The organism is Bradyrhizobium macuxiense (assembly GCF_001542415.1).
Taxonomy (GTDB): domain Bacteria; phylum Pseudomonadota; class Alphaproteobacteria; order Rhizobiales; family Xanthobacteraceae; genus Bradyrhizobium; species Bradyrhizobium macuxiense.
This window is the reverse complement of sequence record NZ_LNCU01000115.1, coordinates 1-19,544: the sequence shown is the minus strand read 5'-3', so window position 1 is coordinate 19,544 and position 19,544 is coordinate 1. Positions and strand designations below refer to the sequence as shown.

Genomic DNA, 19,544 nt, shown 5'->3' with positions numbered 1-19,544 from the left:
TCGGTAAGCATCTTAGGGAAGCATCATCAACAAAAAGGCCGGCTGTTCAGCCGGCCTTTTCATTTGATCGTTTGCTACGGCATCACGCCTTGACCAGCGGTCCGCGCGACGGCGGCGCCTTGGTGCCGCCTCCCCCGCCGCCGCCCGACTTCGGCTTGCGCTTGCGGGCCGGAAGGTTCTCGGGCTTCGGCGTGACCGGACCCTCGACGAACTCGAAGCCGATCTTGTCCTTCTCCTGCTCGTCCTTCACCAGCACAACGCGGACGTGACCGCCGCCCTTGAGCTGGCCGAACAGCACCTCATCCGCCAGCGGCTTCTTGATGTGCTCCTGGATAACGCGCGCCATCGGACGCGCACCCATCTGCTCGTCGTAGCCATGCTCGATCAGCCAGGCCTTGGCAGGCTCGGACAGCTCGATCGTGACGTCGCGGTCGGCGAGCTGCGCCTCGAGCTGCAGCACGAACTTCTCGACCACCATGCCGATGACGTCGGCATTGAGGTGCGCGAACGAGACGATCGCATCCAGCCGGTTGCGGAACTCAGGCGCGAACTGGCGGCTGATCGCCTCGTGGTCGTCGCCTTCCCGCTTGCTGCGGGTGAAGCCGAAGGCCTGGCGTGCGAGGTCGGCCGCGCCCGCATTCGTGGTCATGATCAGGATCACGTTGCGGAAGTTGACCTGCTTGCCGTTGTGGTCGGTGAGCCGGCCATGATCCATGATCTGCAGCAGCACATTGTACAGATCCGGATGCGCCTTCTCGATCTCGTCGAGCAGCACCACGCAATGCGGATGCTGGTCCACGCCATCGGTGAGCAGGCCGCCCTGGTCGAAACCGACATAGCCCGGAGGCGCGCCGATCAGGCGCGACACGGTGTGCCGCTCCATGTACTCGGACATGTCGAAGCGCAAGAGCTCGACGCCGAGCGAGGCCGCAAGCTGCTTCGCGACCTCGGTCTTGCCGACGCCGGTCGGACCCGAGAACAGGTAGCAGCCGATCGGCTTCTCCGGCTCGCGCAGGCCGGCCCGCGCCAGCTTGATCGACGCCGACAGCGACTCGATCGCCTTGTCCTGGCCGAACACCACGCGCTTGAGGGTCTGTTCGAGATGCTTCAGCACCTCGGCATCGTCCTTCGACACGCTCTTCGGCGGGATCCGCGCCATGGTCGCGATCGTGGTCTCGATCTCCTTGATGCCGATCGTCTTCTTGCGCTTGTTCTCGGCGACCAGCATCTGCGCCGCGCCGGACTCGTCGATCACGTCGATCGCCTTGTCGGGCAGCTTGCGGTCGTGGATGTAGCGCGAGGAGAGCTGCACCGCGGCCTCGATCGCCTCATTGGTGTATTTCAGCCGATGGTAATCCTCGAAATAGGGCTTCAGGCCCTTGAGGATCGCGATCGCGTCTTCCACCGTCGGCTCGTTGACGTCGATCTTCTGGAAGCGCCGCACCAGCGCGCGGTCCTTCTCGAAGTGCTGACGGTACTCCTTGTAGGTGGTCGAGCCCATGCAGCGGATCGTGCCCGAGGCCAGCGCCGGCTTCAGCAGATTGGACGCATCCATCGCGCCGCCCGAGGTGGCCCCTGCTCCGATCACGGTGTGGATCTCGTCGATGAACAGAATGGCGTTCGGATGCGCCTCCAGCTCCTTCAAGACCTGCTTGAGCCGCTCCTCGAAGTCACCGCGGTAACGCGTGCCCGCGAGCAGCGTGCCCATGTCGAGCGAGAACACGGTCGCAGCCGCCAGCACCTCCGGCACGTCGCTATCGACGATGCGCTTGGCGAGGCCTTCGGCGATCGCGGTCTTGCCGACGCCGGCTTCACCGACGAACAGCGGATTGTTCTTCTGGCGGCGGCACAGCACTTGGATCGCGCGGTTGATCTCGGCATTGCGGCCGATCACGGGATCGATCTTGCCGTCACGCGCCTTCTTGTTGAGGTTGACACAATAGGTCTCGAGCGCCTCGCCCTTCTTCTTGGCGTCCTCGTTGCCCTTGGTCTCGGTTTCCTCGTCGACGCCGCGCACCGGCCGCGCCTCGGAGACGCCAGGCCGCTTGGCAATGCCGTGGCTGATGTAGTTGACCGCATCGTAGCGCGTCATATCCTGCTCTTGCAGGAAATACGCGGCATGGCTCTCGCGCTCCGCGAAGATCGCGATCAGCACGTTGGCACCGGTCACTTCCTCGCGACCGGACGACTGGACATGGATCACTGCGCGCTGGATCACGCGCTGGAAACCGGCCGTCGGCTTGGCATCATCGGCACCGTCGGTCACCAGGTTCTCGAATTCGGTTTCGAGATAGTTGACGAGGCTGGTTCTGAGCTTGTCGAGATCGACGCTGCAAGCGCGCATCACCGCGGCCGCGTCCGAGTCATCAATCAGCGACAGCAGAAGGTGTTCAAGAGTCGCGTATTGATGGTGACGCTCGTTCGCGATCGCCAATGCACGATGCAGGGATTGTTCAAGGCTTTGGGAAAAAGTTGGCATTCGCGTCCTCTATGGCCCCAGGCCATCATGATCGCCATTGCAGGGTCAGGCAATAACAACCTTCGTGATCCCCTCTGATATAGTTACGACGGATCGTGGCGAAAGACCGGTTCCGGCGTGATGGTTTTCCTCTAAATTTCAGGCGCCACGATGTCACAAACGGCTACCCGTGGTTACACGGGATGCCATTCGCGTCCGTCAGGAATATCGATGCAAGAGCCGTTCCGCTCAGGCGGCGGATCGGCGGTTACCGGCGACCTATTTCTTTTCCATCACGCATTGCAACGGATGCTGATGCTTGCGTGCGAAATCCATGACCTGCGTCACTTTGGTTTCGGCGATCTCGTAGGTAAACACGCCGCACTCGCCGATCCCGTGATGATGGACATGGAGCATGATCTTGGTCGCCGCCTCGGCGTCCTTGTTGAAGAACCTCTCCAGCACGTGAACGACGAACTCCATCGGCGTGTAGTCGTCGTTCAGGATCAGGACGCGGTACAGGTTCGGACGTTTGGTCTTCGGTTTGACCTTGGTGATGACCGAGGTCGACGGGCCGCTCGGCCCTCCATTGCGGTTCTCGTCATTGCTCATTTTGGGCACTGACGCCGCTGGCGACGAAAGGGCTGTGGACGTGGATCGCGACATGGCTCAGGCGTTCGAATTCCCAGGGGAAACCGGTAAGCGCATCGGGGATGTAACGCGATTTGCCGCAGCAACCCATCGCGGAACCTCCAGCAACGCTTTCCAGATTGCCGCTCCCGGTCCGACCCAGCGGCTGGATCGGCTCTCCGAATATGGGCCCGGGGGCGTCCCGCCGCAAGCGCCGAAAAGACGCCCGTAGCTGTCCTGGCCCGATCGACTCCCGTCGCGGCAATCGCGCCAAGGTTAATCGTTTCTGGCCGATTTGACAAAGGAGTCCGCACCCCGGTTTAGCGGGCGTTGAGGATAACGCGGCCATTTTGCCGCTTTCAGGTATCCCCTGGCGGGCTCCGGCCCGTTTCGACAACGGGATTCATCGTCTGTTTAGCTGCAGCCATGGAGATGGCGCGCGCAATCCATTCGATGAGAACGTCATGCTTGGTAAAGCCATTTTCAGTCGAACCCGGGCGGCCGTCGGCCGCTTTTTTTCGGCGACGGAGGGCAATATCGCGGTCCTCTTCACCCTGGCAGCCGTGCCGATCATCAGCTTCGTCGGTGTGGCGGTCGACTATTCTCGCGTCAACAATGCCCGCTCCTCGATGCAGTCGGCGCTCGATTCAACGGTGCTGATGGTGTCCAAGGATCTGACATCAGGCACCATCACGACGTCCCAGATCGGCACCCAGGCGCAGGCCTATTTCTCGGCGCTCTACACCAATCCCGACGCCAAGTCCGTCACGGTCACCGCGAGCTACACGGCAGCCAGCGGCTCCAACAGTTCCACGATACAGATCAACGGGTCCGGCTCGATCAATACCGACTTCATGAAGCTCATGGGCTTTCCGAACATGAAGTTCGGTGTCAGTTCGACCTCGACTTGGGGCATCAACAGGATGCGCGTGGCGATGGCACTCGACAATACCGGATCGATGGCCGCCAACGGCAAGATCGGGGCCTTGCGCACCGCCGCCTCCAACTTGGTCGACCAGCTCAGCGCGCTCGCGAAAAACCCAGGCGACGTCTATATTTCGGTCGTCCCGTTCGCTAAGGACGTCAACGTCGGCGCCAGCAATTTCGCGGCAAACTGGATTGACTGGACGGACTGGAATGCTGCCAACGGCACCTGCAGCAGGAACTGGTACACCAATCAGGCGTCCTGCGTGAGCGCCGGCAAGACCTGGACGCCGGCCAACCACAACACATGGACGGGCTGCGTCACCGACCGTACCCAGCCCTATGACACACAGAGTACTGCGCCGACGTCGACCAATGTCGCGACCCTGTTCCCGGCCGAGGAGTATTATGAAAACGGCCAGTCGTATTGCAAGCCGGGCAACAATCCTCCTCTGCAGCAAATCATGCCGCTCAGCTACGACTGGTCGTCGATCAAGACCATGATCAACGCCATGCAGCCGACCGGCGGCACCAACCAGCCGATCGGTATCGCCTGGGCATGGCAATCGTTGCAATCGATCGCACCACTGAACGCGCCGGCTGAGGATCCGAACTACAACTATACCAGGGCTATCATTATCCTGTCCGATGGTCTCAACACCGAAGACCGCTGGCCTTCCTATGGCGACGGCAGCACCCAGTTTGGCGGGCAGATCGACGCCCGGCAGAAGATCCTTTGCGACAACATCAAGAACACGATCGATCCCAAGACCGGCAAACCGGCGTATACGATTTATACGATCCAAGTGAACACCGGCACGCCCGCCGATCCGACCTCACCGGTGCTGCAATATTGCGCAAGCAACCCCGGCCAGTTCTTTCTCGTCACGACGGCCAGCCAGGTTCTGACGGTGTTCAACACCATCGGAACGCAACTCTCGAAACTGCGCGTATCGAAATAGCCGCCCTGCTTCAGAGACAACAAAAAAGCCCGGCCATTTCGGCCGGGCTTTTGATTTTTGGAATTTCTGCGCCGCTTACTGAGCAGGCGAGAACTTCGAAACCAGGCCTTCGAACGGCTTGAAGGTCTGCTTGGCGCAGTCGCCGTAGAGGCCGGCGATCTTCTGCGATTCAGCAACGAAGGTCTCGTAGGACGCACGCGCGAACTCGGTCTGCGCCTCGATCGCCTTGTCCAGCGACTTCACGCCCGACAGCTTCTCAACAAACGACTTGGTATCTTCGTAGGACTTCTTGGCGTAGTCGCCGTAGGCGGTGGCGATCGCCTGAACGCCGCTCTGCAGGTTGCTCGCGGACGCAGTCACCGATTCCAGGTGCTGCTTGCCGTAGCTCTGAATGTCTTCGATCTTGACCATGGTGGAGTTCCTTATCCCAGACTTGAAAAACGCAATGTCTCATTATTGCCGGGAAGCTCCCGGCCCCCTGACGCGGCCAACATAGTGCACCGCACAATGAAGTCAAGGAATCTTGTGCATCGCACAAAACGAAATGCCTGGGTCCTGGGCATTTGCGATAAACCCCGGGGGACTACGCAACGGTTGCTTAATCTTTTGGAAACTCAGGCCGCCTAACTTGATTCCCGGACTTTGTTCGCCTTCCGACAGACAGCCCTGAAAGCTGTTTGTGAACAGCACCTTAGCTAGAAGAGCAACCTGAGCAGCCAGTGGGGTCAGGCGTTCTGCCCGGATTGGCGTGTTGCGCAGGCAAGGATCGGCGGCCGTAGGGCACAATTTCGCCTCACGAACCGGTGATTCAGATAGAAATTGGGACGGGGAAGTAAATGCTTCGTACAACCATGGCTTCCTCGCGTGCGTTGCGAGTTGGCGTTCTCGGGCTCGTTACCCTGACGACCGCGATCCTGATCAGCGATAGCGCTGAAGCGCGCCGCTACCGGCATCGTCATGTTCGCCATCACCAGAGCCAGGAGACGCGCGAGAGCGACAGCCCGCGATTTGCCTCGATCGTCGTCGACGGCAATTCCGGCGCGGTGCTGGCCGCCAACAGCCCCGACAGCCTGCGCCACCCCGCTTCCCTCACCAAGATGATGACGCTCTACATGCTGTTCGAGCGTCTCGACTCCGGCAAGATGAAGCTCGACACCGAGATGCCGGTGTCCGAGCACGCCTCCGAGCAGGACCCGACCAAGCTCGGCCTGCGGCCGGGCCAGACCATCAGGGTCGAGGACGCCATCAAGGGCGTCGTCACGCGCTCGGCCAATGACGCCGCGGTCGTGATCGCCGAGGCGGTCGGCGGCAGCGAAGACGATTTCGCCAGGATGATGACGCGCAAGGCACGCGCGCTCGGCATGAGCCGCACCGTTTATCGCAACGCCTCCGGCCTGCCCAACGACGAACAGGTGACCACGGCGCGCGATCAGTCGATCCTGGGCCGCGCGCTGCAGGATCGCTTTCCGCGCTACTATCGCTACTTCTCGACGACGGCTTTCAATTTCCGCGGTCACACCATCACCGGTCACAATCATCTGCTCGGCAGCGTCGAGGGCGTCGACGGCATCAAGACCGGCTACATCCGCGCCTCCGGCTTCAACCTCGTCACCTCGATGCATCGCGGCAACCGCTTCCTGATCGGCGTGGTATTCGGCGGCCGCAGCGGCGGCTCCCGCGACGCCATCATGCGCAACCTGCTCGCCGAGAACCTCGCCAAGGCTGCGACGACCCGCACCGTCGCTGCGATCACCGAGCGCAACCCGGCCAACGCCAATGTCGAGGTGGCTGATGCCGATGACGCGCCCCGCCCGACGGAGAGCGTCGCCGCCGCTTCCGAGCCGGCTTCCGCCGCGATGCAGCCGTCCCGCCCAGCCAACAAGCCCTCGCTGATGGCCGCAGCGGCCGCCGCCCTGCCGCCGCTGCCGGCCAAGCCCGCGCCGCAGGCCAAGCCCGAGCCGGCGCCGCTGACCAGCGGTGTGATCCAGACCCAGGCGATGGCCGCGATCCCCGGCTCGGCTGAACCGATGAAGCCGGTGAAGGTGAAGACCGTTCAGGTCAAGGCCGGGCAGATCAAGCTCGCTGCGGCAGGCCCTGCGCAGTCCGCTCCCCCGATCACCAACACGATCCCGTCGCGCAACGAGGTCGCCGAGACCTCCAACGCGATGATGGCGCGGGCCGCCGAGCCCGATATGCCACCGCAGCCGGCCAATTTCGGGACCGGAAAGGGCATTCTCGGCGTGCTGCCGGCCTCGGCTGTACAGGCGCCTGCTCCGGCCGCGCCCCAGGCCGTGGCCTCGATCGAACCCTCTCGCAATCAGACCAGCACGGCCAAGCCCGCGATCGCTCACACCGGCTGGATTGTCCAGGTCGGCGCGCTGGCGTCCGAGGGCGAAGCCAAGGAACGCATCGATCTCGCCCGCAACTCGGCCCGCGGCATGCTCAGCAAGGCCGATCCGTTCACAGAGTCGGTTGCCAAGGGCGATCGCAAGTTCTACCGCGCCCGCTTCGCCGGTCTCGAGCGCGATCAGGCCGAAGCCGTCTGCCGAACGCTGAAGCGCGCGGACATCTCCTGCATCACCGTTCGCAACTGATCGACCTCAGCATCTGAAACTCGCAGGGCCGGCGCCGCAAGCGCCGGCCCTGTTGCTTTTGGCGCGCGGTCATCAAAGTTGATCAGCCAATCCGCGCGCATCCACGGTGCGAAAACTTCTCGTCAAGATTTTACGGTTAAGTTTTCACGAAAGGATGAGCCACCACGCCGGATAACGGCGGGTGGTCAGCATGACCGGGAAACTGCAATCCGCGTTTCCCTCGCGACAGACGCCAGGCGTTTGCGCGGAGATCATGCTCCAGGGGCATCGACCAGAGACGGAAGGCAGCTCTCGGCTTGTGGCGTTGGTAGCGTGCCGGAGTTAGAGATGCGTGCGAAGCAGAGTATCCTTGGCCTCGTTTACACGGGCAGCGAGGTACGTAGAGCCCCCCTGGTCGGGATGCAGTTTCTTCATCAGGGTGCGGTGGGCACGGCTGATCTCGTCGCGCGACGCCCCCGGCTGCAGGCCAAGGATCTGATAGGCCTCCTCGTTCGTCATTTTGCCACTCGCCGCCGCGCGGCGCTGCCCCCCTGCCCGGTCGTCCTGCGCGTTCTGACGCCAGGCGGGAAACCGGCGGTCCAGGTAGCTTTCAAGTAGCGCGACGCTCTCGGCATCGAACGCCGGCATCATCGCCAGCAGCTGCGGCAGATCGAACTCGTCGAGCGCGTGGCCGGCATGCGGTCCGTCCACGATCTGGCCCCTGAGGACGCCGCTGTTGTGATCGAGGCTCATGTCGAGATACTGCGACCGCACCCGCGAGCTTTGCCCCGCCGTACGCTGCGTGCCGCCGAACATACCGCCGAGATTGGGAAAGCCCGTGTTCCCGAACGGTGACCAGCCGAGCAATCCCGCACCGAAGATGCCGAGCGGAATAGCGACCGCCAGTTCGCCCCTCACGCCGGTGAAGGCTGCGACGGCGAGCGCGAGGACCCCGCCGATGATCTTGATGACGCGCGCGAGCACGGCCGGATTGGCCGCACGAAACATCTGCAGCGCGGAATAAAGCACGATTACGGCAACGATGCCGGCGATCAGGGTTGGCATGCGCGAACTATACGCATCCCCGGAACAAAAAGCATCGCGTGAAGAACACGCTTCAAGACAAGAATCTGGAACTTCGGTTCTGATTCAATCAGAAGCGAAAATGCTCTAGGCTGACCGAAGTCGGAGCGGAGGAACTACGATGGCGGTTGAAGGACTGGTGAACCTGCGAAGCAGTTTCGGACCGAAGGAGACGACCGAAAGACTCAAGGCCGAATTGCAGGCGAGCGGGCTCACCGTGTTCGCGCAGATCGATCATGCCGCGGGCGCAGCCGGCGTTGGCCTCGAGCTCCGTCCGACCGAGGTTGTAGTGTTCGGCAACGCCAAGGGCGGCACGCCGCTGATGCAGGCATCACAGACGGCCGGAATCGATCTGCCGCTGAAGGCGCTGATCTGGCAGGACGCCGCGGGCGACACCTGGCTGTCCTACAACGACCCCGCATGGATTGCGCAGCGGCACGGCGTGACGGATCGGACGAAGACCGTGACCGCCAACATGTCGACCATGCTTGGCGCGGTCGCCAAAGCGGTGACGTCGCCGGCTGCGTGACGCAGCGCATCGTTCATTTCATCTGACCGATCAGCCTGGCCGCACCGCTCGCGCTCTTCGCCAGTTGCTGCAGCGCGTCGCGGCCGCCGACAACGTAGGCTGCAGCGGCGCGCAGGAGCTCGCGGAGCTGGGCGGCCGCGCCGGGATCAAACCTGCACCATGCACCGCCGGTCAGGCGCGCGATCTCGCGAAACGTCTGCTCGGCAACCGCGTCCCCGCCTTCCTGGAACATGAAGACGGGCACCTTGAGCAGGCCGAGCTCACCCGCCTTCGCGCAGAGCTCGTCGACATTCTCTTCCATCGCATCGCCCACGAACACGACCGCGCGCACGCCGGCGGCGACCGCCTCGCGGCGCGCGTCCGAAAGCACCTTCCCGATCTGCGTATTGCCGCCCTGGCAGGCGATCTTGCCCATCAGCTTCGCGAGCTGCGCGCTGTCGGAAATCCACCCGGTGGCGCGGCACTCATTGAAGCCGCGATAGTAGACGAGACGGATGTCGAGGCTGCCGAGCGATCCGGCCTCGCGGAACATGTCGGCCTGCAGCGCGCAGGCCATGTCCCAGGTCGGCTGCCGGCTCATCGTGGCGTCGAGCGCGAACACCAGCCTGCCGCGCGCGCCGGCACGATGCGGCGACGTCGCGCGCGCCTGCGCGACGAATGCGGCGATGTCGTCGGAGGTTGACCTTCGCGCATCCGGCAAAGTGCCAGACTTGCGCGCCTCGGGCGAATTCGCCGGGCGCACGTCGTTTCCGGATGTCGGTTTGGTCGGATCGCCAGCCATCAGCGCTTGCCTCTTGTAGCAAGCACTATGTGGGCCACCATTTCGGACTGGTCAATGCAGCGAGGCAGCGTGCCCCGTTAGAACCCGGAGCCACCAGGGATCAGTTGGTGGCCCGCGACGACTCCCTTTCGGTCGTCTTCTTCAGGCGTAGCGCCTCCTTCACCTTGTCGGTGAAGCTCTGGGCCTTGTCGACCGGCACGTAAAGCGAGACCGGACCGGGCTCCAGGATCTTCGGCGGCGCGCTCCTGGTGTCGACCGGGGCGATCTCGGCGTCGGCGTCGGTCTCGGCGAGGAATTTATCAAGCTTGGCCTCGATCGAGTCCTTAGCCTGCTCCGGTCCGGTGTCACGCATGTCGTTGTGCTGGAAGTTGGTGTTCACGACGGTGATGCCGGCCTTCTCGCATTCCTGCTCGTCCGGAACGACGCCCGGATCGGTCTTGAACTGCGGATCATGGGAGCGGAACGACAGGATCTTGAACTTGCCGTCGGTGATGAACGGCACGCGCAGGTTATCCAGCGTCACGACCTTCTTGATCTCGTCGGGATACTGCTTGGCGAAGTACATCGCGATGTCGCCGCCATTCGAATGGCCGACCATCGTCAATTTGCTGTAATCCGCGTTCGGCTGGATCTTCTTCATCTGGTCGATGGCGAACTTGATGTTGGTGATGCCGCGCTGATACTGCGGCAGACGGCCGACATAGAGTTCGCCGACCTTCGTCACCATCGGCCCGTCCGACGGGATGTCGTTCTGAATGCTGATCGCCAGATAGCCGCGCGCGGCGAACACGTTCGCGAGGAAGGAATATTCGGTAAACTTGACGGTATTGCCGTGATTGAGGATCGCGACCGGCAGCGTGATCATGCCGGCGTCGGCCTGCATCTCCTTGTCACGACGGACGGCGACATCGACCGCGACCGGGCGTTCGTTACGCGTCGGATCGTTGAACATGATAGTTTCGTGACGGATCGCCCACTTGCTCGCTGAGAAATAGGCCGCCGTGACCACCACGGAGAGCGAAAGCAGAACGATAATTCCACGTTTCATGACGTCCTCGAGGCGCCCGCCAATTCAAGGGCTATCTTTGGCCGGAGACTCTTCGGCCTCCTTCTTGAGCATATATGTCACAGCGGCGTGACAGGAAGTCCAAATCTTGTGTTTCTGCAGCACGTTCGTTGTGCGGTGCACCTACCGCTTGTGCACTTTAAGCCAAATCGCACAGGAGGAGGTGCCTTATTACCAGAAGCTACCAGTCACCTCATATCGGTTCGAGGGCCTGCCAGAGGCTGAGAAAACCAGGGGTGGTCAGCTTTGTTCCGCCTTTTTGGCGGCGAAATTGGTGAATTCGAGGCAGGAATAGAGCCAATTCACAAACTAATAACAGTGACATTAGTCACCTGTTGAGGGCGGATTGCAAAATGACCTCCCGCAAGGGCATCCAAGTTCCCCGGCCGGCCGCCTAACTCCCGATGATGTCGTGAACTTCGAGCGGCTTGTCGACCTGGCTGAACCATTCAGCCCGGTTGGCTGCCCGCCGCCGGCCGCGCTCGTCGAGCGGCAGCTTCAGCTGGCGCAGCAGGCTCGTGACCTCCTCGCGCGCGGTCACGTGGCCCATGCTCGGACGGGTTCCGAGCGTTGCCTCGTCGATGTCGTCGAGCGCGGTGAGCCCCCGGGGAAAGAACTCGCGATACACCACCCGCTCCGCGAAGCCGTCAACCGAGCGGAACCCGAGCCGGAGCGACAATTGCTTCAGGCCGTCGGCGACGAGCTGCTTGTTGCGCGAGCCGAGCATCGAGAGACGGTTGCGGACCACGATCCAGTCCGTGGTGGCGCCGTCGAGCTGGCGGCGCTTGCGCCTGGTGTCGCGCACCATCTCGGCATAGTGGCTCTCGCCGATCACCGCATAGGTGGCGGGATCGACGGTGCCCAGCACGTCGAAGTCGAGGAAACTGTCGTTGATCGGGGTCACCAGCGTGTCGGCCATCGAATGCGCCAGCCGCATCAGGTAGCTGTCCGAGCCCGGCGTATCGATCACGATGAAATCATAGGCACGCTCGACCGCGCTCACCGCCTCCATGAACTGCTGAAACTCGGCGTTCTCGTTCTCGGCGATCTGCATCGTCTCGCCGTACTTGATGCAGGTGTGCACGGGAAGCGCGAGGTCGAGCCCGGAGCGCCGCGCCCAGGCTCGGCGGTTGTCGATATAGCGGGTGAAACTTTGCTGGCGGCAGTCGAGATCGATGCTGGCGACGCGCTGGCCGGCCTTCAACAGCGCGACAGCGATATGCAGGGCGGTGGTCGACTTGCCCGAACCGCCCTTCTCGTTGCCCAGCACAACAACATGCGCAGAGCCGGATTGACCCTGACTAGCCTGCACTAACATGACTCAACCCCTAGTATGATCTTCAAATCGAGCGTGGCTGCGGTCAAGTGAATTGCATCGCGCCGGCACGAAATCGATTCGTGCCGTCCTTCATCATGAATCGATTGAATTAAACGACTGCGTCGATCGGCAGCACAAAGCCGCTGGTCCGCAAAAATTGGGAGTCGGGTAATGCTGTCCTGCCACGCCGATTTGCAGGCTACGTTGCGGTCTTGGTAAACTCACCCGGCCCGCCGCGCCGCTTACCTCGCAAGCCACTTCACCAAACTACGTCACCCAGGCCGCCTCACCCAAGGCACGCCCCAAGAGACCGAGACCCGATGCCGAGAAATCCTGCCGTCGTCCGTACAGTTCCCGCCCTGCGCCGCACCGTCGAGGCCTTGCGCGCCAAGAAGGCAACGATTGCGCTGGTGCCAACCATGGGAGCTCTCCATGACGGGCATGTGTCGCTGGTGCGGCTCGCCAAGCGTCGCGCCAAGCGGGTCGTCGTCTCGATCTTCGTCAACCCGACGCAGTTCGCGCCGACCGAGGATTTCGGCTCGTATCCGCGTACCTGGAAGGCTGACATCGCCAAACTCGCCGACGAGGGCGTCGACCTGGTCTGGCACCCGGAGGTGAAGGCGATGTACCCGGACGGCTTCGCCACCCGGATCGTGCCGGAGGGGCCGGCCACCGCCGGACTGGAGGATCGTTTCCGGCCGCATTTCTTCGGCGGCGTCGCCACCGTGGTCGGCAAGCTGTTCACGCAGGTCCGGCCTGACGTCGCGATCTTCGGCGAGAAGGACTTCCAGCAACTGCGCGTCGTGACCCAGATGGCCGCGGACCTCGACCTCGGCGTCAAGGTGATCGGGTCGAAGACGGTGCGCGAGCGCGACGGCCTCGCGATGTCCTCGCGCAACGTCTACCTCTCGGCCGAGGAGCGGCGCGCCGCCCCGGCGCTCAATCGGGTAATGAAGGACACCGCGGCCCGCCTGCGCGCCGGCGAGAACACCGCCAAGGCAATGGCGGCGGGCGCCGCGGCGATCACCAAGGCAGGCTTCGTGCTCGACTATCTCGAGGTCCGTCACGCCGCCACGTTGGCGCCGATCGGCTCGCTCAAGGACGGCCCGATGCGGATGCTGGTTGCGGCAAAGCTCGGCACCACGCGCCTGATCGACAACATCGCGGTCTAGAGCATGATCCGGAAAGAGTGCAGCGGTTTTCCCTCGCGACAAACGCGAAGCGTTTGCGCGGAGATCATGCTCAAACAAGGAGCTAAAGCGCGATGACGATTCAACCCAATCTCATCGCGCTTTAGCCACTGCGAGGGTTGCGTCGTGCTTGCGCCGCCCGCGCGGCGCGTGGATGATCGCGCCTTTCAGGGGCGATCGGCATGACTCGTTTTTTCAGGCAGACCATTATCCTCGGCGGCGCGCTGCTGGCCATTGGCGGGGCGCAGGCGCAGACCCGGCCGGCGGTCGGCGGCGTCAATTCGGCGCCTGGCGCGATGATCTTCTACGTCGCGCACGGCGCTCCCGATGCCTGCGGCCCCGGCTGCTCCGACTGGATCGCCGCCGAAGGCGCCGTGCAATGGGACACCTACAAGCGCCTGCTGGCGATCCTGGACAGGCAGGCCGGGCGCAAGCTCCCGGTGGTGATCAACATCAAGGGGCCGTCCGACCTCACCGTCGCCGCCAGCCTCGGCCACATCCTGCGCGATCGTGGCATCGACGCCGCGGTCGCGGCAACCGAGGTCGAGACCTGCAGCGGGAAATCCGACGCGGACTGCTTTGTGCTGAAGCGGCCCGGCGGCCCGCTGGATGCCAAAGAGACGCTCTCAGGTGCCCCCTGCGATCTTGCCTGCGTGTTGATGCTGGCAGGCGGCGTGCATCGCAGCCTCCCGCCCGGCAATCGCGTGATCCTGACCAGCACCATGGCGATCCACAACCGGCTCGCGCCCAACGTCTCGACCGAGCACCGCGAAAGCCTCACCATGATCTTCACCGATCAGTTCCGCAGGTATCTCGGCGAGATGGGCATCGACCATGAACTGTTCGACGTCACCGTCGGCAGTACGGAAGCCGGCCGCTATGTCGAGATCCCGGCCTCGCAATGGAGCCGGCTGCATCTGGTGACCACGTCGCCGTGATCCGCACCGGCCGTTGCGCGGTCGTCTACGGCAATCCGATTGCTCACAGCAATCCGACTGCTTACAGCAATCCGAGATCGCGCAGCTCGCGGCGCATCGGCTCGGGCATCGACGCCACGGTGGCCGCGCTCGATTTGGTGAGGTCTGATGGTGCGGAGTCCGCGGTCAAGTAACGCCACCCCTGGAACGGCCGCATCGGCCGCGGCGACACCGCGATCACCTTGGGCTGCATGACCAGCCGGCAACGCCCGATGCCGTCCTTGTCGCGGAACGGCTCGATCGCGATGATCTTCTCGCGCGCAGCGATCTCGCCCTTGATCACCCAATAAAGCGAGCCGCCAGCGAGGATTTCCTCGTCGCGCTTCGGCGTCATACGGGTGATGTGGACGTGACGGAGCGGCAGGCCCTTTTTCTTCGCGGTCGCCATCCGTTCGGCGACCCAGCCCTTGAGTTCCTTGACGGACTCGCAACCGACGGCAAGCTTGATGAGATGAAGCGGCATGCGCCGGATTTAGCGAGCGGCGCAGGCTTTGAAAAGGGAGCAGGATCGGGAACAGTGGATAGCGGCGACAAACAGAACGGATCTGTGCTGGCATCAGGTCCAGGCCGTCGCTCGCACGCGACGGCGGTTCAGCCAGACCTCCTCGCTGCTAGTCCTGGTTCGCGGCGGCTGGCGCGGGCGCTGCGGGCGCAGCCGGCGGCGGCGCGAGCTGGACTGGCGCGCGCTTCGGCGCCGGTGACCGCTTCGCCGCAACGGCGGGGCGTGCGGGCGGCGGAGCTGCGGCCGGCGGCTTGGCCGGCTCTGTCGTCATGATGCTGACCGGCGGCGTCGACGCCGAGCTCGGAAACTCGGCATTGGTCGGCCTGCCCGTCGGCATCGACGGCGGCAATCCGGCCACCAGCCCAGCGGCCGTCGGCGGCAGGCCGAGCGGCGCGTTCCAGGAGGCCGCATAGCGGGTGATCAGGTTCTCGTAGGTCCGGTCATTCATGTTGGCGACGACCTGATGATTGTCGCCGAGCGAGCGGAACGCAGGGCACGCGGTCGGCGTACAGTGGTCACGCGCCATCAGCACATAGGCCATCAAGCCGTAACGGTCGTGCTCGACCGCACGACGCAGCGCCTGCACCTCAGTGGTCGCATTGCGATCGGCCGTCGCGAGATCGCCGAACGAAGTCAGGCGTGATATCTGCGCGGAAGCATAGCTGACGGCCGCCGCAGCTGACTCCGCCGAACCGAACAGCACCTTCTCGCAGGCATTCAGGACAGCATCGCCGGCCAGATCATCGACGCAGGCGAGCGCCGGCAGCGTCGAACTCGTTGCCTCGGCGGTACGTGTCTCAGCCGGCGCGGCCTGCCCGCCCGGCGTGAAGCCTCGGATCGTCGCAGCGACCGCAACCGCAATCGACAGCAAGGTGATCACCGTCAACGCGCCATTGGCGACGGACTTCTCCGCGCGGAGCAGCGTGACCAGTACGACAATGCCAAAAAAACCTGCCGCGGCCAGCGTCAGCCACATCGGAAAGGTCGGCGAGCGCCAGATCTGATCCAGCGAAGAAGTCCAAGCCCAATTCATCCGCGATGTCCCTCAACGCAGCATAAGCACAATCACCGACGGTGGGACGCGGCCACCCCGGCGTCCAACCTTCGGCAGAATGGGTCTGCGAACAGGGCCTTTTAGCGGCGGCGGGGGCGGAAACGCTCAACCCGCCGGCTTGCGCACAGTTCCGTCAGGACAGCGCGAGCTGACTCTCCTTGGCCACACGTTCGAAAGCTTCGGTCGAGCTCTTGATGCGGTACTGGCAGTCGTCGCCGTCCGTCGGCAGCAGGCGGATCACCTGGTAGGTGCCACTCGCGGCAGGACGCGCCACGTTGCTGGCAGTAAAATACACAGTCTCTCCAACGGTGAACTTATGCTTCAACGCCCTCTCCATTTTCTAGAGATTGCTGGCCGTGCCTACTGTCCCGCTAGCACTGGCCAACCTATTGAGAACCCTGCAGCAAGCTAGCACACGGACGAGCCCGAAATCCAGCAGGATCGGGACATGGCCAATGCCTAATTTTTGCAGAGTTTTCAGGGCGATAGAGAGCAATTTGCGTGCCACGAGGAATTCCCCGGCCGATGTTCCGCGGAACCCGATTCCAGGGCGTTAGGCAGTGTGCGGCAGCTTGCCGTCGGGGCTCGCGCTATCGACTGCACCCGGAAGCGCCTGGGCAAGCACCTTGGAGAGCTGGTCGACCGGAATGTTGAACCTCGCAGCCAGCTGCTTGACCGTATCGCTGCCGAGCACCTGCTGGAGTTGGTCGGCTGTGATCGGCAGGTTCTGTCCGTTACCGATCCAGGATTTGACCTGGTCGCCGAGGCCGGCCTGCTCAAGCTTGGCGACGATCGCCGACAGTCCGCCCTGCCCGCCATTGCCCAGCACTTCGCCGAGCACAGCGGGAATGACCGCCGCGCCAAGCTGGCCAAGCATCCCTTTCAGCTCCGGCGAATTTTCCAAAGAATCGAGAATGCCCATGGTCTTAGTCCTTTCGCGATTGCAAAGACTGGTTGCAGATTCACACCCTTTGGCACCGCGGCGTCAAGCCGCGATGTTTGGCCCGGCTGTCACAATTCGGCAGTCGATGCGCGTATCAGACGTGCTCGAATCGATCGATCAGAAGCGTCTCGGCGAGGCCGTCGCGGGTCCATTCCTGGAATGCCGGTAGCGCCATCATCGCATCGACATAGTGCTGCGCCTCCGGCTTCACCGGGATTGCGTAGGTGCGGAAACGATGCACCACGGGGGCGTACATCGCATCCGCGCCGGAGAATGCACCGAACAGGAACGGCCCCTGCTTGCCGTAGCGCGCGTGGCAATCGGCCCAGATCTCCTGAACCCGTGCAACGTTGGCGCGGGCATCGTCCGACAGGGCGACGGCGCGGATCGGCCGGTGCAGGTTCATGCCGCATTCGTTGCGCAGCGCCATGAAGCCGGAATGCATTTCCGCCGAGATCGCCCGGGCATGGGCGCGCGCCGCGCGGTCCGCCGGCCAGAGCTTGGTGTCGGGAAATCGCTCCGCGAGATACTCGATGATCGCAAGCGAGTCCCACACCGTGATGTCGCCGTCGATCAGCGTCGGCACCTTGCCGGCCTTGCTGACGGCAAGGATGCGATCCTTGTCGGCCTGGTCGGTGTAAAGCGGAATGAAGATTTCCTCGAACGGGATGTTGTTGGCGCGCAGCGCTAGCCACGGTCGCAGCGACCATGACGAATAGTTCTTGTTGCCGATGACGAGCTTCAGCATGTCGGGAGAATCCTGTTGCAGCGCGCATTTTGCCATAGTGCATTGCACGCGTCCAACCTGTACATCACACGTGATGCGGCCGCGCAGTCTCGGGGAAAGGCAACATGACGGGCTATTGGGTCGATGTCGTCGCGGTCAGCTTCTTCGTCATCGAATGGCTGGTCTATGCCATCACGCTGGAGCACACCACCTACGGCCGCGACAGCCTGTCGTCGCGCATGCATGTCTATCGTGAGATCTGGGTCAGAAACCTGCTCAACCGCGATGCGCGGATGGTCGACATGCAGATCATGGCGAGCTTGCAGAACGGCACCGCGTTCTTTGCCTCGACCAGCCTGATCGCGATCGGCGGCGCGCTGACGCTGCTGCGCGCAACCAGCGATGCGATCGCCGTGCTGGGGACGCTCCCGGTCAATCTGAGCCCCTCGCCCGCGCTGTGGGAGATCAAATGCGTCGGGCTGATCCTGATCTTCATCTACACCTTCTTCAAATTCGCCTGGGCCTATCGCCTGTTCAACTATGTGGCGATCCTGTTCGGCGCAATGCCGCCGGCCACCCAGCGCGACACGCCGGAGGCGGAAGCCCATGTGATCCGCACCACGCGGATGTTCGAGAATGCTGGCCAGCACTTCAACCGCGGCCAGCGCGCGTTCTTCTTCGCGCTCGGCTATCTCGGCTGGTTCGTCAGCCCCTGGCTGCTGTTCATCACCACCGCGGCCGTGGTGATCGTGATCTGGCGCCGGCAATTCGTCTCGAATGCCTGGCGGGCGATGGAGAGCTAGTACCCGGAATCAGAGTTGATTGATACGGCGGCCCTTGAAACGGCGTTGACGGATCTTTTTCTTGGTCCAGACGAAGGGCTCGGCTTTGTCGTTGTAGGCGTTGACGTAGGCATCGATGTGTTCCTGAAGCTGCTTGAGGCTTGTGAAGGAGGTGCCGCTGAGCGACTGCCCCTGCAGGATTGAGAACCATACCTCGATCTGGTTGAGCCAGGACGCACTCGTCGGTGTGAAATGGAATTGCACATTGGGATGGGCCTTGAGCCAGCTCTCATTCTTCTTGTGGGTGTTGAGGTTGTCGAGGATGACGTGAAGCTTTCGGCCCGGAAAGGCCGCGGTGAGGCTGTTCATGAAATCGAGAAACTCGACACGGCGACGGCGTTTTGAATGCGTAGCGATGATCTTTCCGGTGGCGACTTCGAGCGCTGCAAACAATGTCGTGGTGCCATGCCGCTTGTAATCGTGGCTCTGGCCGGTCAAGGCGCGGCCATTGGGCAACTTCAGATAGCCCTGCGCTCGCTCCAAAGCCTGGATCGAGGGCTTCTCGTCCACGCAGAGCACAATAGCCTTCGCCGGCGGGGCGACGTAAAGGCCAACGACATCGGCGGCTTTGGCCGTAAAGTTCGGGTCGTTGCTCTCACACCAGGACTTGCGAGCCGCGAGGTCAATCTTGTGGCTGCGCAGGAACCGCCAGACATATTGGACGTCAACATCGCCTAGCGCCTCGGCCAGCAGAGGGCCGGTCCAGCGCGCAAACCCTTGCGGGGGCGGCTTATCCAGCAGCTTCAGAATCCGCTTGTCGGTCGTCTTCGTATAGATCGGCTGCTTGCCGGGCCGCGGCTTGTCTTGCAGCCCTTCAAGGCCTTGGTCGGCATAGCGATGCCGCCAAACGCTGACAATCCGCGGCTGGACCCCAACTTCCTTGGCGATCGACCGGGTGCTGCGCCCGTCCGCCGCTAACAGGACTATCCGCGCCCGCTTCAAATCGCGCTGCAATGTCATCGGTGAGCGACAACACGCCTCAAGC

General features: G+C 63.0%; 19 protein-coding genes. 6 read left to right on the top strand and 13 right to left on the bottom strand.

The window, feature by feature from the left end; translation table 11 throughout:
* Window positions 1-82: 82 nt before the first annotated feature.
* Together clpA and clpS are read right to left on the bottom strand one after the other, a co-directional pair.
* Window positions 83-2,479 (bottom strand): ATP-dependent Clp protease ATP-binding subunit ClpA, encoded by a 2,397-nt coding sequence (clpA, locus tag AS156_RS34695; protein WP_066513865.1) that lies wholly within the window; start codon window positions 2,477-2,479, stop codon window positions 83-85.
* Window positions 2,480-2,737: 258 nt separating this feature from the next.
* Window positions 2,738-3,070, bottom strand: a complete 333-nt coding sequence (clpS, locus tag AS156_RS34690; protein ID WP_066513864.1) for an ATP-dependent Clp protease adapter ClpS — start codon at window positions 3,068-3,070, stop codon at window positions 2,738-2,740.
* Between the two features lie 482 nt (window positions 3,071-3,552).
* Between clpS and AS156_RS34680 the strand changes: the two genes are divergently transcribed.
* Window positions 3,553-4,974: a TadE/TadG family type IV pilus assembly protein gene (locus AS156_RS34680; protein ID WP_066513862.1), complete on the top strand. Its 1,422-nt coding sequence runs from the start codon at window positions 3,553-3,555 to the stop codon at window positions 4,972-4,974.
* 75 nt (window positions 4,975-5,049) lie between these two features.
* Here AS156_RS34680 and AS156_RS34675 read toward each other — a convergent pair whose 3' ends face one another.
* The gene (locus tag AS156_RS34675) at window positions 5,050-5,385 is read right to left on the bottom strand and encodes a phasin family protein (RefSeq protein ID WP_066513861.1); all 336 of its coding nucleotides are present in this window, start codon (window positions 5,383-5,385) and stop codon (window positions 5,050-5,052) included.
* 425 nt (window positions 5,386-5,810) lie between these two features.
* Between AS156_RS34675 and AS156_RS34670 the strand changes: the two genes are divergently transcribed.
* On the top strand, window positions 5,811-7,568 hold the full coding sequence (locus tag AS156_RS34670; protein ID WP_066513860.1) for a D-alanyl-D-alanine carboxypeptidase: 1,758 nt from the start codon (window positions 5,811-5,813) through the stop codon (window positions 7,566-7,568).
* Window positions 7,569-7,889: 321 nt separating this feature from the next.
* Here AS156_RS34670 and AS156_RS34665 read toward each other — a convergent pair whose 3' ends face one another.
* Window positions 7,890-8,612, bottom strand: coding sequence for a DnaJ domain-containing protein (locus tag AS156_RS34665; RefSeq protein ID WP_066513859.1), 723 nt, complete (start codon window positions 8,610-8,612; stop codon window positions 7,890-7,892).
* A 139-nt stretch (window positions 8,613-8,751) separates the two neighbouring features.
* On the opposite strand from AS156_RS34665, the gene AS156_RS34660 reads away from it, so the two are divergent.
* A complete protein-coding gene (locus AS156_RS34660; RefSeq protein WP_066513858.1) occupies window positions 8,752-9,159 on the top strand; it encodes a DUF302 domain-containing protein in 408 nt (135 codons plus the stop codon).
* A gap of 13 nt (window positions 9,160-9,172) precedes the next feature.
* Here AS156_RS34660 and AS156_RS34655 read toward each other — a convergent pair whose 3' ends face one another.
* The 3 genes from AS156_RS34655 to AS156_RS34645 all read right to left on the bottom strand — a co-directional run bounded on the left by AS156_RS34655 (window position 9,173) and on the right by AS156_RS34645 (window position 12,324).
* Window positions 9,173-9,940 carry a hypothetical protein gene (locus AS156_RS34655; RefSeq protein WP_066513857.1) on the bottom strand — a complete coding sequence of 256 codons (768 nt, stop codon included), beginning with the start codon at window positions 9,938-9,940 and terminating at the stop codon, window positions 9,173-9,175.
* A 100-nt stretch (window positions 9,941-10,040) separates the two neighbouring features.
* Window positions 10,041-10,988, bottom strand: a complete 948-nt coding sequence (locus tag AS156_RS34650) for an alpha/beta fold hydrolase (RefSeq protein WP_066513856.1) — start codon at window positions 10,986-10,988, stop codon at window positions 10,041-10,043.
* Window positions 10,989-11,400: 412 nt separating this feature from the next.
* Window positions 11,401-12,324, bottom strand: a complete 924-nt coding sequence (locus AS156_RS34645; protein ID WP_066513855.1) for a division plane positioning ATPase MipZ — start codon at window positions 12,322-12,324, stop codon at window positions 11,401-11,403.
* Between the two features lie 320 nt (window positions 12,325-12,644).
* On the opposite strand from AS156_RS34645, the gene panC reads away from it, so the two are divergent.
* Together panC and AS156_RS34635 are read left to right on the top strand one after the other, a co-directional pair.
* Window positions 12,645-13,496: a pantoate--beta-alanine ligase gene (gene panC / locus AS156_RS34640; RefSeq protein ID WP_066513854.1), complete on the top strand. Its 852-nt coding sequence runs from the start codon at window positions 12,645-12,647 to the stop codon at window positions 13,494-13,496.
* A gap of 200 nt (window positions 13,497-13,696) precedes the next feature.
* Window positions 13,697-14,452 (top strand): hypothetical protein, encoded by a 756-nt coding sequence (locus tag AS156_RS34635; RefSeq protein WP_066513853.1) that lies wholly within the window; start codon window positions 13,697-13,699, stop codon window positions 14,450-14,452.
* A gap of 61 nt (window positions 14,453-14,513) precedes the next feature.
* Here the strand turns inward: AS156_RS34635 and AS156_RS34630 are convergent, their stop codons facing one another.
* From AS156_RS34630 to AS156_RS34610, 5 genes are all read right to left on the bottom strand, one after another.
* The gene (locus tag AS156_RS34630) at window positions 14,514-14,954 is read right to left on the bottom strand and encodes a DUF1489 family protein (RefSeq protein WP_066513852.1); all 441 of its coding nucleotides are present in this window, start codon (window positions 14,952-14,954) and stop codon (window positions 14,514-14,516) included.
* Window positions 14,955-15,102: 148 nt separating this feature from the next.
* Window positions 15,103-16,026 carry a hypothetical protein gene (locus tag AS156_RS34625; RefSeq protein ID WP_066513851.1) on the bottom strand — a complete coding sequence of 308 codons (924 nt, stop codon included), beginning with the start codon at window positions 16,024-16,026 and terminating at the stop codon, window positions 15,103-15,105.
* A gap of 154 nt (window positions 16,027-16,180) precedes the next feature.
* Window positions 16,181-16,384 carry a hypothetical protein gene (locus AS156_RS34620; RefSeq protein ID WP_136626590.1) on the bottom strand — a complete coding sequence of 68 codons (204 nt, stop codon included), beginning with the start codon at window positions 16,382-16,384 and terminating at the stop codon, window positions 16,181-16,183.
* 216 nt (window positions 16,385-16,600) lie between these two features.
* Complete coding sequence (locus AS156_RS34615; RefSeq protein ID WP_066513850.1) at window positions 16,601-16,969, bottom strand: YidB family protein; 369 nt, start codon at window positions 16,967-16,969, stop codon at window positions 16,601-16,603.
* A gap of 115 nt (window positions 16,970-17,084) precedes the next feature.
* Complete coding sequence (locus AS156_RS34610) at window positions 17,085-17,738, bottom strand: glutathione S-transferase family protein (protein WP_066514112.1); 654 nt, start codon at window positions 17,736-17,738, stop codon at window positions 17,085-17,087.
* 104 nt (window positions 17,739-17,842) lie between these two features.
* Here AS156_RS34610 and AS156_RS34605 point away from each other — a divergent pair, with 104 nt between their 5' ends.
* Entirely contained in the window at window positions 17,843-18,520 is a 678-nt protein-coding gene (locus tag AS156_RS34605) for a DUF599 domain-containing protein (protein ID WP_066513849.1), read from the top strand.
* Window positions 18,521-18,529: 9 nt separating this feature from the next.
* Here the strand turns inward: AS156_RS34605 and AS156_RS34600 are convergent.
* A partial coding sequence (locus AS156_RS34600; RefSeq protein ID WP_082747544.1) for an IS630 family transposase occupies window positions 18,530-19,544 on the bottom strand: 1,015 nt, incomplete at its 5' end.

Bases quoted from the DNA above. Each gene is read 5' to 3' on its own strand.
- clpA (WP_066513865.1), bottom strand. From the start codon at position 2,479: ATGCCAACTTTTTCCCAAAGCCTTGAACAATCCCTGCATCGTGCATTG.
- clpS (WP_066513864.1), bottom strand. From the start codon at position 3,070: ATGAGCAATGACGAGAACCGCAATGGAGGGCCGAGCGGCCCGTCGACC.
- AS156_RS34680 (WP_066513862.1), top strand. From the start codon at position 3,553: ATGCTTGGTAAAGCCATTTTCAGTCGAACCCGGGCGGCCGTCGGCCGC.
- AS156_RS34675 (WP_066513861.1), bottom strand. From the start codon at position 5,385: ATGGTCAAGATCGAAGACATTCAGAGCTACGGCAAGCAGCACCTGGAA.
- AS156_RS34670 (WP_066513860.1), top strand. From the start codon at position 5,811: ATGCTTCGTACAACCATGGCTTCCTCGCGTGCGTTGCGAGTTGGCGTT.
- AS156_RS34665 (WP_066513859.1), bottom strand. From the start codon at position 8,612: ATGCCAACCCTGATCGCCGGCATCGTTGCCGTAATCGTGCTTTATTCC.
- AS156_RS34660 (WP_066513858.1), top strand. From the start codon at position 8,752: ATGGCGGTTGAAGGACTGGTGAACCTGCGAAGCAGTTTCGGACCGAAG.
- AS156_RS34655 (WP_066513857.1), bottom strand. From the start codon at position 9,940: ATGGCTGGCGATCCGACCAAACCGACATCCGGAAACGACGTGCGCCCG.
- AS156_RS34650 (WP_066513856.1), bottom strand. From the start codon at position 10,988: ATGAAACGTGGAATTATCGTTCTGCTTTCGCTCTCCGTGGTGGTCACG.
- AS156_RS34645 (WP_066513855.1), bottom strand. From the start codon at position 12,324: ATGTTAGTGCAGGCTAGTCAGGGTCAATCCGGCTCTGCGCATGTTGTT.
- panC (WP_066513854.1), top strand. From the start codon at position 12,645: ATGCCGAGAAATCCTGCCGTCGTCCGTACAGTTCCCGCCCTGCGCCGC.
- AS156_RS34635 (WP_066513853.1), top strand. From the start codon at position 13,697: ATGACTCGTTTTTTCAGGCAGACCATTATCCTCGGCGGCGCGCTGCTG.
- AS156_RS34630 (WP_066513852.1), bottom strand. From the start codon at position 14,954: ATGCCGCTTCATCTCATCAAGCTTGCCGTCGGTTGCGAGTCCGTCAAG.
- AS156_RS34625 (WP_066513851.1), bottom strand. From the start codon at position 16,026: ATGAATTGGGCTTGGACTTCTTCGCTGGATCAGATCTGGCGCTCGCCG.
- AS156_RS34620 (WP_136626590.1), bottom strand. From the start codon at position 16,384: ATGGAGAGGGCGTTGAAGCATAAGTTCACCGTTGGAGAGACTGTGTAT.
- AS156_RS34615 (WP_066513850.1), bottom strand. From the start codon at position 16,969: ATGGGCATTCTCGATTCTTTGGAAAATTCGCCGGAGCTGAAAGGGATG.
- AS156_RS34610 (WP_066514112.1), bottom strand. From the start codon at position 17,738: ATGCTGAAGCTCGTCATCGGCAACAAGAACTATTCGTCATGGTCGCTG.
- AS156_RS34605 (WP_066513849.1), top strand. From the start codon at position 17,843: ATGACGGGCTATTGGGTCGATGTCGTCGCGGTCAGCTTCTTCGTCATC.